At 65.3% G+C, this 12,357-nt stretch carries 12 protein-coding genes, 3 tRNA genes and 1 pseudogene; 5 read left to right on the plus strand and 11 right to left on the minus strand.

Annotated features, from left to right (window positions below):
- The first annotated feature begins 21 nt into the window (after positions 1-21).
- The 5 genes from Mrose_RS01265 to Mrose_RS01285 all read left to right on the plus strand — a co-directional run bounded on the left by Mrose_RS01265 (position 22) and on the right by Mrose_RS01285 (position 4,050).
- Complete coding sequence (locus tag Mrose_RS01265; protein WP_119275618.1) at positions 22-456, plus strand: type II toxin-antitoxin system RatA family toxin; 435 nt, start codon at positions 22-24, stop codon at positions 454-456.
- A gap of 151 nt (positions 457-607) precedes the next feature.
- Positions 608-2,053: a cysteine--tRNA ligase gene (cysS, locus tag Mrose_RS01270; protein WP_119275619.1), complete on the plus strand. Its 1,446-nt coding sequence runs from the start codon at positions 608-610 to the stop codon at positions 2,051-2,053.
- A 109-nt stretch (positions 2,054-2,162) separates the two neighbouring features.
- Complete coding sequence (locus Mrose_RS01275) at positions 2,163-3,278, plus strand: M20 family metallopeptidase (protein WP_119275620.1); 1,116 nt, start codon at positions 2,163-2,165, stop codon at positions 3,276-3,278.
- Positions 3,279-3,287: 9 nt separating this feature from the next.
- Positions 3,288-3,761, plus strand: coding sequence for a YbaK/EbsC family protein (locus Mrose_RS01280; protein ID WP_119275621.1), 474 nt, complete (start codon positions 3,288-3,290; stop codon positions 3,759-3,761).
- Between the two features lie 4 nt (positions 3,762-3,765).
- Positions 3,766-4,050 (plus strand): hypothetical protein, encoded by a 285-nt coding sequence (locus tag Mrose_RS01285; protein WP_119275622.1) that lies wholly within the window; start codon positions 3,766-3,768, stop codon positions 4,048-4,050.
- 37 nt (positions 4,051-4,087) lie between these two features.
- Here the strand turns inward: Mrose_RS01285 and Mrose_RS01290 are convergent.
- From Mrose_RS01290 to Mrose_RS01340, 11 genes and pseudogenes are all read right to left on the minus strand, one after another.
- Positions 4,088-4,164: transfer RNA gene (locus Mrose_RS01290), tRNA-Arg, on the minus strand.
- Positions 4,165-4,225: 61 nt separating this feature from the next.
- Positions 4,226-4,301: transfer RNA gene (locus tag Mrose_RS01295), tRNA-Gly, on the minus strand.
- 90 nt (positions 4,302-4,391) lie between these two features.
- Positions 4,392-4,468 (minus strand) — tRNA-Pro (locus tag Mrose_RS01300).
- 595 nt (positions 4,469-5,063) lie between these two features.
- A pseudogene (locus Mrose_RS01310) lies at positions 5,064-5,486 on the minus strand (transposase family protein); the annotation flags it as partial.
- A gap of 166 nt (positions 5,487-5,652) precedes the next feature.
- On the minus strand, positions 5,653-8,361 hold the full coding sequence (locus tag Mrose_RS01315; RefSeq protein ID WP_119275624.1) for an MDR family MFS transporter: 2,709 nt from the start codon (positions 8,359-8,361) through the stop codon (positions 5,653-5,655).
- Positions 8,358-8,780, minus strand: coding sequence for a MarR family winged helix-turn-helix transcriptional regulator (locus tag Mrose_RS01320; RefSeq protein WP_119275625.1), 423 nt, complete (start codon positions 8,778-8,780; stop codon positions 8,358-8,360). Before Mrose_RS01320 ends, Mrose_RS01315 begins: the two co-directional genes overlap by 4 nt.
- A gap of 34 nt (positions 8,781-8,814) precedes the next feature.
- Positions 8,815-9,042: a GNAT family N-acetyltransferase gene (locus tag Mrose_RS19270; protein ID WP_245969397.1), complete on the minus strand. Its 228-nt coding sequence runs from the start codon at positions 9,040-9,042 to the stop codon at positions 8,815-8,817.
- Positions 9,043-9,113: 71 nt separating this feature from the next.
- The gene (locus Mrose_RS19275; RefSeq protein ID WP_245969398.1) at positions 9,114-9,473 is read right to left on the minus strand and encodes a GNAT family N-acetyltransferase; all 360 of its coding nucleotides are present in this window, start codon (positions 9,471-9,473) and stop codon (positions 9,114-9,116) included.
- A gap of 10 nt (positions 9,474-9,483) precedes the next feature.
- Entirely contained in the window at positions 9,484-10,188 is a 705-nt protein-coding gene (locus Mrose_RS01330; protein WP_119275626.1) for a VIT1/CCC1 transporter family protein, read from the minus strand.
- A gap of 132 nt (positions 10,189-10,320) precedes the next feature.
- Positions 10,321-11,628, minus strand: coding sequence for a sensor histidine kinase (locus Mrose_RS01335; protein WP_119275627.1), 1,308 nt, complete (start codon positions 11,626-11,628; stop codon positions 10,321-10,323).
- Complete coding sequence (locus Mrose_RS01340) at positions 11,625-12,305, minus strand: response regulator transcription factor (protein ID WP_119275628.1); 681 nt, start codon at positions 12,303-12,305, stop codon at positions 11,625-11,627. Before Mrose_RS01340 ends, Mrose_RS01335 begins: the two co-directional genes overlap by 4 nt.
- Between the last annotated feature and the right edge of the window lie 52 nt (positions 12,306-12,357).

Here is a 12,357-nt window from a genome sequence, read left to right on the forward strand (position 1 = left end):
TTAGCGTTAGACTGAACCAGTATGCCACACGTCCAATCCGAAATCTTCATCCCCAAGCCGCCCGCCTACGTCTATGCCTGCGCCAAGGACCTCGTGGGGCTCAAGCCCTACCTCAAGGACGTTCAGAGCTTGCAGGTGCTCGAGGACCACGGCAACCGCTCCAAAAGCGAGTGGGTGGCGGTGGCGATGGGCAAGAAGGTGCACTGGATCGAGGAGGAGGAGTGGTTCGACGCCGAGCTGCGCAACCGCTTCACGAGCCCCGAGGGCGACTTCGACAAGTACGAGGGGACCTGGGTCTTCGAGGAGGCCGATGGGGGCACGAGGGTCAGGCTCGAGCTCGAGTACGAGCTCAACATTCCCATCTTCGGCGGCCTGCTGCAAAAGCTCGTGCTCAAGCTGATGAAGGAAAACTGCGACGGGCTGCTGGCTGGGCTCAAGGAGCGGGCTATGGCCTGAGGCAGAGCAGGCTCGAGGTATACTCATCCCATGATCTTCGCCGTGCGATGTTGAGCTGAGCCCGCCGCCGGGTGTCTGGTGCTGTCGTGCCCAGGCCCGGCGTTTTCAATCCCCACCACAGCCAGCTCGAGCCAAAATTTAAGGAGATCGAATGCCTCTACAGATTTACAACACCCTCACCCGCCAGAAAGAGCTCTTCGTGCCCGGCACGCCCGGCTACGTGGGCATTTACTTCTGCGGCCCTACGGTCTACGGCGACCCCCACCTGGGCCACGCCCGCGGCCCCATCACCTACGACGTGCTCAGGCGTTGGCTGGAGCATAGCGGCTACAAGGTGCGTTTCGTCTCCAACATCACCGACGTAGGGCACCTCGTAGACGACGCCGACGAGGGCGAGGACAAGGTGCAGAAGCGGGCTAAGCTCGAGCGGCTGGAGCCGATGGAGGTCGCCGAGAAGTACATGTGGGCCTACTTCGACGACATGAAGGACCTCAACGTGCGCCGCCCCGACATCGCCCCCCGCGCCGCCGGGCACATCCCCGAGCAGATCGACCTCGTACAGCGGCTGCTCGAGCGCGGCTATGCCTACGTGCGGGGCGGTTCGGTCTACTTCCGGGTGAGGGCCTGGCCCAGCTTCGGCAAGCTCGCCAACCGCCAGCTCGAGGAGCAGGAGGCCGGAGCGCGGGTTGAAGTGCGCGAGGAGAAGGAGGACCCCCGCGACTTCGCCCTGTGGAAAAGCGCCGACCCCGAGCACATCATGCGCTGGAAGAGCCCGTGGGGCGAGGGCTACCCCGGCTGGCACATCGAGTGCAGCGCCATGAGCCTGAAGTACCTGGGCGAGGGTTTCGACATCCACTCCGGCGGCATCGACTTGCAATTCCCCCACCACGAGGCCGAGATCGCCCAGGCCGAGGCAGCCGGTTACCGCTTCGCCCGCTACTGGATGCACCACAACCACGTGCTGCTGGGCGGCGAGAAGATGGCCAAGAGCACCGGCAACTTCGTGGTGCTGCGCGACCTGCTCAACCGACACGAGCCCATCACGGTGCGCTTCTACCTGCTGAGCAGCCACTACCGCAGCGTGATGGACTTCACCTGGGAGGGCCTCGAGGCCGCCAAGCAGGGCTACATGCGCCTGCTGAACGCCTACCGCGAGATCCGCCGCCAGGTCGCCGAAGCCCCCGCCGGGACGCACGCGGGCCTCGAGGCGGCCATCGACGCGCTCGAATCCCGCTTCGCCGCCGCCCTTGACGACGACCTCAACACTGCCCAGGCCCTCGCCGCGCTCTTCGAGTTCGTCACCGAGTTCAACCGGGCCATGCCGGACAAGCCGGGCCGGGACACGCTGGCGCGGGCCGAGGAGGTCTTTGGCAGGCTGGGCGAAGGGGTGCTGGGCCTGTTCCCCAAGCGGGTGCTCGAGGCCAGCCTGGGTGGCGAATTGCTCGACGGCCTCATCAAACTGCTGCTCGAGATCCGCGAGGAAGCCCGCCGCGAGCGCAATTTCGCCCTCTCCGACCAGATCCGCAACCGCCTCACGGAACTCGGCCTCACCGTGGAGGACACACGGGAGGGGCCAAAGTGGAAGGTGGGGGTGTAGGTAGGTAGCCGGGGGTCTAGGGCGTTTTGCGTTTGGCGTACGACGTACGACCCGCGCCCAGCGCCCCGCGTTAGGCGTTCAGCACCTCGAGAGCGCTAGTATGTGTTGCGTGACCCCTCTTGCCTACTTCGAATCCCACCTGCCCAGCATCCTCGCCGACCTCGAGGCCATCGTCTGCCTCGAATCCCCCTCCCACGACCTTCCGGGGCTCGAGGCGGTAGCCGCCTGGCTCAACGCACGCTTTGGTCGCTTCGGTGAGCTGACCCGCGAGGACACCAAGAACGGTCCCATCCTGAGCTTGAAGTTTGGCCACGGTGGCCCCAGGGTGCTCGTCCTTTGCCACTACGACACCGTGCACCCGCGTGGAGCCTTCGCTTGGAAGGTGGAGGGCGAGCGGGCCTATGGTCCCGGCGTCTACGACATGAAGGGCAACATCGTCCAGCTTCTGTGGGCTATGCGTGCCAACGACGAGATGGGCCTGGGGCTGCCGCGGCTCGAGCTGCTCTTCACCCCCGACGAGGAAGTGGGCTCGCTGGCTTCGCGCGAGGCCATCGAGGCGGCGGCCCGGCGCAACGAGCTGGTGCTGGTGCTCGAGGCCCCCATGGGCAACGGCGATCTCAAAGTCGCGCGTAAGGGCACGGGCATGTACACCCTCACCGCCCACGGCAAGCCCGCCCATCAGGGCGTCGAACCCGAGAAAGGCGTCAACGCGGTAGTGGAGCTGGCCCACCAGATTCTCAAGATCGTAGCTCTGCAGGAGTGGGAAAAGGGTACTACCCTTGGCCCCAACAAGCTTCGAGGCGGCACTGCCGTCAACGTGGTGGCCGCCGAGGCCTCGGTGACGGTGGACTTCCGGGTGTGGACTATGGCCGAGTACGAGCGCCTCGAGGTCGCCTTCAAAGCCCTCGAGCCCGTCCTGCCCGGTGCGCGGCTGAGCTTGAGCGGTGGCCTCAACCGCCCGCCCATGGAGCCGAGCCCGGCCTCGATGGAGCTCTTCGAGCGGGCCAGGCGCATCGGGGCCTCGCTGGGCCTCGAGCTAGGCGCGGGCCGCGTGGGGGGCGGCTCCGACGGCAACTTCACTGCCGCATTAGGTGTGCCCACCCTTGACGGCCTGGGCCTTTTTGGCGCGGATGCCCACCAGCTCACCGAGCACGTCGTCATCCCCGAGATCCCCCGCCGTATCGCGCTGCTGTCGGGCCTGCTGGCCGACCTGGCAGCCCGCTGAGGAGCTCACATGCTCAGCTCGAGCGCCCAGAAGGTCCAGGACGCCCTGCACGAGCGGGGTTTTGGTGAACTCCGGGTCGTCGAGATGCCCGCCTCTACCCGCACCGCCCAGGAAGCCGCCGAGGCGGTGGGCTGTAGTGTGGGCCAGATTGTCAAGTCCCTCATCTTCCGCGGGGCGGAGTCGGGCCGGCCCTACCTGCTCTTGGTCAGCGGCTCCAACCGCGTCGACGAGGCCAGGGTGGGGGAGAGGCTGGGGGAGCGGCTCGAGCGGGCCAGACCCGAGTGGGTGCGCGAGGTCACCGGCTTCGCCATCGGCGGGGTGCCCCCGGTGGGTCACGCCACCCCCCTCGAGGCCCTCATCGACCCCGACCTGCTGCAATACGAGCAGGTGTGGGCCGCGGCGGGCACCCCCAACGCCGTCTTCGCACTGAGCCCGCAGCAACTCGTAGCCCTGACCGGTGGCCGCGTGATGGCGGTAAATTAGGTTCATGTTCGGCTTTTTCAAACGGGACGAGCACGTCAAACCCGAGGGTGACCGGGTGCTGTGGGTGCGGGTGCGGCTGCTCAAGAGCGGGGAGATCGTGGAACTGCGCCTGACCAAAGGTGGCGAAATCTCCGCCGACGAGGGCGGGGGTTACTACGTGCGCAAGCACATTATCGGGCCGAAGAGCCTCGAGCGGGCCACGCTGGAGATCTGGTTCAACCGGGCCTACAAGCCCACCCGCAAGGTGGTCGAGGGGGGCGAACTGGTGCCCATCCGTGAGTGGAAGTAAAGCCAGGCCCTTCCTGTGCGGGAAGGGCCCTCGTTCCTGGCGCGCCCGGGAGGACTCGAACCCCCGACCTACCGCTTAGAAGGCGGCTGCTCTATCCGGCTGAGCTACGGGCGCATCCGCGCGATAGTCTAGCAGACTCTCGCCAGAGGAAAAACCCCGCCGAGGCGGGGTTTGGTGGAGCGGGAGACGGGATTCGAACCCGCGACATTCAGCTTGGAAGGCTGACGCTCTGCCAACTGAGCTACTCCCGCATTGCGCCTGCGGCACGACGGAGAACAAAGGGCTGAGGGCAACGATGCTCCCTGCGCTCGGCACTCTGCGCACCGCTTTGGCGGCGCTTGTGGTCGGGGCGACTGGATTCGAACCAGCGACCCCCTGCTCCCAAAGCAGGTGCGCTACCAGACTGCGCTACGCCCCGGTGCAGGACGGAGTTTCTGCGCACCCCTTACTTAGAGAGCGCTTCTGCCTCCGGCTTGTCATTCTGACAGCAAAATACCGGAATGACAAGGCCTATATCGTGGAAAGCCAGGCCCCTTTCTGAAGGGGCGGTAGCGGTTTTCGCAGCAGATCTCCCACCCCACCAGCCATGAGCACCAGCGCGGCGGTAGGAATAACCGACAGCACCCCCCGTAGCCGTGGACCACCCAGTTGCCGCCGGAGGAGGAAGTGTCCTTCCCGGGACTAAAGATGCATAAACGTAGCGGTGCTGTTTCCCAGGAGACCGACCTCTACCTCACCAGTCTGTCGCCAGAGCAGGCCAATGCCGCTACCCTGGCCCGCCTCAGCCGGGGCCACTGGGCCATCGAGAACCGACTGCACCACAAGCGGGATGTGGCGCTTGGAGAGGATGCCTGTCGTACCCGTAAAGGCGCCCAGGCTCTGGCTGCCCTGCGCAACCTGCTCCTGGGCTTCCTTCCGACACCCCTGTGTTGCGCAACCTCCGTCGCTTCGCCGTCAATCCTATGCCCCTGTATCGGTGGTTATCGGGGTAGGGGTGTATATGATAAGAGCCTGCCGTGGAAGTAGAGCCGTTTACTCGCGGTGTAGCCGCGGTAGCAGAGGCCCTTAGCCAGACGGCAGCGCGGGGCGCGGATGTTCTCGCACACCGGCAAGGGCAGGGTGTCCAGGATGGAGTGCTCGATGTCACCCAGCCGCTGCCACAGGGTTTTGAACAGCGGCAGCAGGAGGGGGATGAGGTAGCTCACCGCATGGAGCCTGCGGTTGAAGCGGCTGCGGGAGGGGACGAAGCTGAACAACCCCAGCTCCTGACATCGTTGTAGAGCCTTGTTCTGCCGCCCCCCGTGTTCGAGCGCAGCCAGTATCCATATCGTCAGCACCACACTCGCCGGGGTCTTGCTCTGCGGGTCATCGCGGTGTCCCAGAACCTTCACCAGATCGTCTACAATGCAATAGGCCACTAGAACCGTCCAGTTCATAGTGGCCTTTATTGTTCTTCGTGGTTGGGATAGGTGGCAACTTGAGTTAACATACGGCGCTTTAGACCTCTTTGGTTTGCCAAGTCACGAACATGGCCGCTCCCATGAAGGCCCCGTTGTTGAACCAGGCTGGTCACCTCAAATCATTTCGGCAGACAAACTCACCTCACGCTCCGGCCATCCCGCCCCTCCCCCGCAGCTCCTCGTTGGGCAGGGGCAGGATGAAAAGCAGGGAGATTAGCACAAAGAAAGCGGCGTATAGGAAAATCTCCTTTTCCGCCCGGGTAATGCCGTTGTTGAGGGCCTCGTGAAGTTTGTTTTTGATCTCCTCGAGCTTAGCCACCACCTGTTTGGGCACTTCCTGCAAGGCCTTTTGTTCAGCCACAACAAGGTTGTCACGGGTGGCCTGCAGGGCCTTCTCCAGAGCGTTGGCCTGGGCCTTTTGCAGGTTCTCGCGCACCGCCGCCACAGCAGCGGCCTCGGCCTGTAGCTGGGCCTGGGCCAGCCCGGCCTTGACCCCGGCCAGCGCCTGGGCTAAGGCTTGTTGCTGGGCTTGCTGCAAGCCCGCCTCAATCTGTGCGCTGGCCTGCTGCGTGACCGCAGCGATAATCTTTGGCGACTGGGCTTCCAGGCCCACCCTAACCTGGGCCAGCACAGCGGGCAGGGCCTTAGCGGGGGGTGGGTTATCCAGCAGGTTCTGGATACGCGGATCCAGGTTGGGTGTGCGCCGCAGGGCCTGGGCGGCCCGGGCATCTCCCTGCAGAGCCGCTTGCAGCAGGCCCAGGGTCTGCTCGAGCTGGGGCTGTACCTGGGTGGCCACCCCCTCTTTGGGTATGCGGGCTTTGAACTCAGCGGGCATCAGGGGGTTCTGCTGGACGGCCTGGTAGGCCTGCGCATCGCCCTTCAAGGCCGCCAGAAGCTGGGCCCTGATCTCCTGAAACAGGGCCGGAATGCCCCCCTTGGTCAGGCGGGCCTTGAACGCCTCAGGTAGCTGCGGGTTGTTGATCAGGGCCGTGTAAGCCTTCACATCCCCCTCCAGGGCCGCCGCAAACTGGGCCTCGAGCGCCCGGAACTGAGCGGGAATGCCCCCCGGCGTCAGCCGGGCCTTGAGCTCGGCGGGCACCTGAGGGTTTCGGATCAGGGCGTTATAGGCCGGCATGCTGCCCTTGAGGGCCGCCTCGAGCTGGCTTTCCAGCTCCTGAAACTGGGCCGGGATGCCGCCTTTGACCAGCCGGGCCCTGAACTCTGCGGGCAGATTGGGGTCGGCCATCAGGGCCGCGTAGGCTTTCTCATCGCCCTGCAGGGCCGCCACCAGGCGGGCTTCTAGCTGCCTGAACTGGGCTGGAATGCCGCCCTCGATCAGGCCGTTTTTGGCCTCCTGGGGCACCTGGGGGTCTTGTAGCAAAGCCTGGTAGGCCTGGGTATCGCCCTTGAGGGCGGCCACGACCTGGGCCTCGAGCCGAGCAAACTGCTCATCCAGGTTCAGGCCCGTGCCCCCTTCGTTTGACCTCGAGGCCACCACCCCCAGCTTGCAGGCGGCGTCCTGGGGGAAAACCTTGCAGGTCTCGGCGGTCAGGTTATGGGAGAGTACTGTGCCCAGCACGGCAATGCCAATGGTGGAGCCAATCTGCCGCATGAGCTGGGTGAAAGCCGTGGCCGAGCCGATGCGCTCTGGGGGAACGTTGTTCTGGGCGGCTATCTGCAGCAACGACTGGGCCGGGCCTAACCCCAGCCCCAGGAGGAAGAAGAAGAGCACCGCCTGCCAGAGCGGGGTATCCACGCTCAACACAAAGTGCAGAACGGTAAAGATAAGGAGCAGCCAGAGGGTGCCCGCCAGCAGCAGCGGCTTGAACCGGCCCAGCCGCCCCGACAGCACCCCACTCCCGCTGGCCCCCAGCACCACCCCCAGGGTCAGGGGCAGCACCGTCACGCCCGAGGCCGAGGCCGAGACGCCCTTCACCACCTGCAAATAGAGGGGCAGAAAGGCCACCGCCCCCAGAAAGGCCGGGCCGTAGAAGAAGGTGGCCGCCGAGGCCAGGCTAAAGCTTCGTATGCGCAGAACGGAAAGGTCAAACAGAGGGTGCGGCTCGCGGTTCTGCGACCAGACCCACAGGGCCAGGGCCAGTGCGCTGAGCGCAAAGAGGCCCAGAATGGGGGCGCTCAGCCAGGGGTAGGTGCTGCCCCCCCAGGAGAAGGCCAGCATCAGCGGCACTGTCCAGAGAATGAGCAGGCCAGCGCCCAGAAAGTCGAACCGTTCGCGCCGCTCGGGTGAAAGCCGCGGCATGAAGCGCAGGATGAACCACAGGGCCACGGCCCCCACCGGCATATTGATGTAGAAGACCCAGTGCCAGGAGAGGTGGTCGGTCAACAGGCCCCCCAGCCACGGCCCCAAAGCGCTGCTCACCCCGAAGATGGCCCCAAACAGGCCACCCACCTTGCCCCGCTCACGCGGGGGAAAGAGCACTGCAATGGTGGTGAGGGCCAGGGCAAAAAGCGCCCCTCCCCCAATGCCCTGGATACCCCGGAAGAAGATCAGCTCGGGCATGTTCTGGGCCAGCCCGCTCAGGGCCGACCCGGCCAGAAAGATACCGATGGCCACCAGCAAAATGGCCTTGCGGCTGAACAGTTCGGTCAGGCGGCCAAAGATGGGCGCCGAGAAGGTGGCCGTGAGCAAGTAGGCGGTGGTCACCCAGGCGTAGAGCTCGGTGCCCTTGAGGTCGGCAATGATGCGGGGCAAGGCGGTGGAGACAATGGTCTGGTCGAGGGCAGCCAGAAACAACCCCAGCAGAATGCCGATCAGGGTCAGGCGGGTCTCCCGGGGGGTGGTCTGGGCTTGCGGCGCTCGGGGGTCGGTGGGTTGAACAAAATCGTTCATGGCTGCTCCTTGGGGACTTCTTCGCTGACCAGCACCTCGAGCCACCGGGCAAACTGCTGGCACTCTTTGGGGGAAAGCCGCTCCAGCCGACGCTCCATGGCGCGCTGGATATGCTGGCGACTCTCCTCGAGCAAAGCCCGCCCCTGGTCGGTCAGCTCGAAGCGGTAACGGCGCAGGTCGGCGGAGTCGAGCGAGCGCACCACCAGTCCGGCCTGCTCCAGCCGCCGGAGCATCTGGCTCACCGTGGGGGCGGGCATCTGCATGGCCCGCACGGCCTCGGTGGGGTAGCGGTGCCGTTCGATCTCGGCCAGGAGCCAGGGGTCGGTGGGGGCCAGACCCAGGCGCTCGAGGTGAGGCAGGGCTTCCTCGCGCAGTTCGCGGGTCAGCTTCCACATGTGGGTCAGGATGCCCCAGGTCATACTCGGCTTAAGATACTTTCAAATGAAACTATTGTCAAGCAAAACTATTCCTTTGCAAATCTTTACCATTCAGAAGAAACGCCAGGGTCAGGTGCACCACAGGCCGCCCCAGCCAGGGCGTCCAGAGAGGGCTTTCCCAGCGGGCGTACTCCTGGAAGCCGATTTTGCGGTACAGGGCGAGGGCGGTGGTGTTTTCCTCGGTGGTGGAGAGCTGAACCCCGGAAACCCCTCGAGCCCGCAAACACCCTAAGTGCGCCCGCAAGAGCTGCTCCCCCAGTCCCCTGCCCCGCGCCTCCGGCAACAGGTTCAGGTGCAGGTGGGCCGGGTACAGGTTCAGGGGGCCGCCCTCGAGGGATACCGCACCGCTCGCAGCAGATAGCGCAGGCTACCCCCCAGCCCCGGATACCGGCCCAGCGCGGCCCAGGCCAGCCAGCGCGGCAGCCTTTGGAGGTAGTAAAGCCGGTACCGCCAGGGATCCATGCTCCCCAGGATGTAGCCCAGGACTTTACCCTCTGCCTCGGCGACCAGGCCGCACGCACCCGCAGGCCCCAGATAGGGCCCCACCCAGAGCTCGCTAAAGAGCGCCCTGGCCGGAAAGTAAACCTCCGCCGAGCCGCCGAAAAACCCGGTGGCATAGGCAATATCGGCCAGCACTGGGTAGTCGCCGGGCTGAACGGGACGAATCCGAAGCACGCCAGGGCCCCTAGTGGCCAAAACCGCTGACCAACCGGGCCAGCCCGTAGGCCGCACCCGCCGCCAGCCCCCCAACCAGCACGGTCTGCCAGGCCCCCTTGAGCCAGGGCAGGCCGGTAAAGCGGGCCTTAAAGGTGCCAAAGAGCGCCAGGGCCAGCAGGGTCACGCCCGCACTTACCAGCAAGGACTGTTCGATGGAAAGAGGAAGCAGGTAGGGCAGCAAAGGAATGGCCCCACCGGCCACGTAGGAGCCGCCGATGGTTAGGGCGCTTCGCAAGGCGCGCCTGGGGTCAGGCGCCTCCAGGCCCAGCTCTTCCTTCATCATGAAGCGAACCCAGACTTGAGGGCTTCGGGTCACCGCCTCGGTGGCCTGCTCGAGGGCCGCGCCCTCCAGGCCGTACTGCCGAAAGACCGCCCGCACCTCCTCGGTCTCGGCCTGAGGCAGCTCACGTACCTCGCGTTCTTCCCGCAAGAGTTCGGCCCGGTAGTGGTCGGCCTCGGTGCGGGCCGCCAGATAACCCCCCAGGCCCATGGCAATGGAGCCCGCCACCACCTCGGCCAGCCCGGCCACCAACACCACAAAGTTGGAGTCCACGGCCCCTGCCAGACCCGCTGCCAGCGCAAACGGCACCGTGAGCCCATCGGACATCCCAATCACCACATCCCGCACTGTCTCGGAACCAGAAAAATGCTGTTCTATATGGGTTTTTGGCATCAGGTACCTCCTCCTGGCAGGTTCAAGCCTGTCACACTTCAATCAGGATTGAATCGGGTCTGTGTGTCGAAGTGCGGGATTGATTTGCATCGCTGGCTGTGCACAGGGTCCGTGTAACGGGAAACACCTGGATTACAAAGCCTCTCCAGCGGGGAGCTCGAGCCGGGCCAGCAGCCCGCCCTCGCGGGCTTTTTGCAGCACCAGCCGGCCCCCGTGCTGCTCGGCAATGGCTGCTACCAGGGTTAGGCCCAGTCCGGCCCCCCTCACCCCCTGGGTGGCAGTACCCCGCTGAAAGGGCTGCATGAGGCGCTCGAGCTGCTCCGGTGGGATGCCGGGCCCCTCATCGACCACCTCCACCACGGCCAGAGGGCCCTCCTGGCGGGTACGCAGCCAGACCCGCCCACCCACGGGGCCATACTTCAGGGCATTGGAGAGCAGGTTGGCGATGGCGGTGCGCAGGGTCAGGGGCTGGCCCTGGTAGGGGGTGGGCTCGAGCTCCAGCAGCACCCGGGCCTGCTTTTCTTTGGCCAGTGGCTCCAGCGACTCCTGGGCCTCCAGGGCTAGCAAGTCGAGATCCACTGGCTGCCGCTCTGCGGGCTGGTGGGTACGGGCCAGGAGCAGCAGGGCCTCGATCACCTGGGCCAGGTCTTCGGCGGTGCGCCCGATCTGGGCCAGGGCCTCGCGGTACTGTTCGGGGGTGCGGGGCTTCTCCAGGCTCAGGCTGGCCCGGCCCTGTAGCAGGCTCAGCGGTGTGCGAAGCTCGTGGGCTGCGGCCAGGGCAAACGCCTTCTCGCGCTCGATGGAGCGCTCGAGGCGCGAGAGCATGGCATTAAAGGTCTGGGTCAGGCGGGCCATCTCATCCGTGCCCGGGCTCTCGGGAACCCGCCTTCCATACCGCCCAGAGGCCGCAATCTGCGCGGCCAGCCGGGTGACCTGATCCACCGGGCGCAGCGAGCGATCGGCTAATACATACCCCACTCCCAGCGCCACCATCAGCAGCACGGGCAAACCCCAGAGCAGCGCCTGATGGGCGCGATCCAGGGTTTGCAGGGCCTCTTCCTGGGATCGCATCACCTGCACAATGCCGCCATTGGAAAGCGGGTGGTTGTAAATCCGGGTCTGCTGGACGGTCATGAAGCCGCTTTTGAGTTCGACCTGTACCCAGGGCCTCCCCAGACGAAAGAGGGGGTTCCCCTCGGCGTCATACACGGTGAGTACGGTGGCTCCTGGAAAACGGCTCTGCAGGGCGCTGGAATCCTCAGGTGAGGTGGTATGAATCCGAAATTCCGCCGCCGTGATGGTAGCGGTCTCCTGTAGCGACTGATCCAGGGTCTGGTGCAGCGCCGTATGAAAGACCGCGTAAAGCAGAAATCCGCTAGCGACTAGAACCGCAACCAGCACCAACCCGTAGTAGAGGGTCAGTCGCAGGCGCAGGCTCAAGGCACACCCTCCATACGGCCCAGGCGGTAGCCCAGGCCCCGCACCGTTTCCACGAACGCCTCGCCCAGCTTGCGCCGCAGGCTGGAGACGTAAACATCCACCACCTTGGTATCCACCTCGCTCTCCCCCGGCCAGACCCGCTCAATCAGGCTGTTGCGGGAGTAGGCGCGGCCTGGGTTCAGCCCCAGGCACTCCACCAGGGCATACTCGCGGGGGGTGAGGGGAACGGGCTGGTTATCTTTGAGCACCTGGCGACCCGCCAGGTCGAGGGTGAAGCCCCCCGGCAGGGGAATCAGGTTGGCAGCCTCGCCCCGGGCCCGCCGCACCAGGGCACGGATGCGGGCCCGGAGCTCGCGAAAGTCGAAGGGCTTGGTCAGGTAGTCGTCCCCTCCGGTCTCGAGGCCCACCAGTTTGGAGTCCATATCCCCCCGGGCGGTCAGGAAGAGGATGGGGGTCTTGTCACGCTGGCTTCGTAACACCCGGGCCAGTTCGAAGCCCGCCTGCGGCCCCTCGGGAAGCATGACATCCAGAATTAGCAGGTCGTAGAGCTCGAGCTCGGCCATGCCCCGTCCAATGGCCGCATTGGGCGCATGATCCACCATCAAGCCATCGTCGCTCAGGCCCTCCACAATCAGCGCGGCCAGGCGCGGGTCGTCTTCTACCAACAGGACGCGCATAGATACCTCATAGAATGGCAGTGTAAGCGCACAGGGTAAAGATTGGGTAAAG

The sequence above is a fragment of the Calidithermus roseus genome, assembly GCF_003574095.1.
GTDB lineage: Bacteria > Deinococcota > Deinococci > Deinococcales > Thermaceae > Calidithermus > Calidithermus roseus.

Excerpts from the sequence above, each read along its gene's own strand:
- Mrose_RS01265 (WP_119275618.1), top strand. The coding sequence starts at position 22 with ATGCCACACGTCCAATCCGAAATCTTCATCCCCAAGCCGCCCGCCTAC.
- cysS (WP_119275619.1), top strand. The coding sequence starts at position 608 with ATGCCTCTACAGATTTACAACACCCTCACCCGCCAGAAAGAGCTCTTC.
- Mrose_RS01280 (WP_119275621.1), top strand. The coding sequence starts at position 3,288 with ATGCTCAGCTCGAGCGCCCAGAAGGTCCAGGACGCCCTGCACGAGCGG.
- Mrose_RS01285 (WP_119275622.1), top strand. The coding sequence starts at position 3,766 with ATGTTCGGCTTTTTCAAACGGGACGAGCACGTCAAACCCGAGGGTGAC.
- Mrose_RS01315 (WP_119275624.1), bottom strand. The coding sequence starts at position 8,361 with ATGAACGATTTTGTTCAACCCACCGACCCCCGAGCGCCGCAAGCCCAG.
- Mrose_RS01320 (WP_119275625.1), bottom strand. The coding sequence starts at position 8,780 with ATGACCTGGGGCATCCTGACCCACATGTGGAAGCTGACCCGCGAACTG.
- Mrose_RS01330 (WP_119275626.1), bottom strand. The coding sequence starts at position 10,188 with ATGCCAAAAACCCATATAGAACAGCATTTTTCTGGTTCCGAGACAGTG.
- Mrose_RS01340 (WP_119275628.1), bottom strand. The coding sequence starts at position 12,305 with ATGCGCGTCCTGTTGGTAGAAGACGACCCGCGCCTGGCCGCGCTGATT.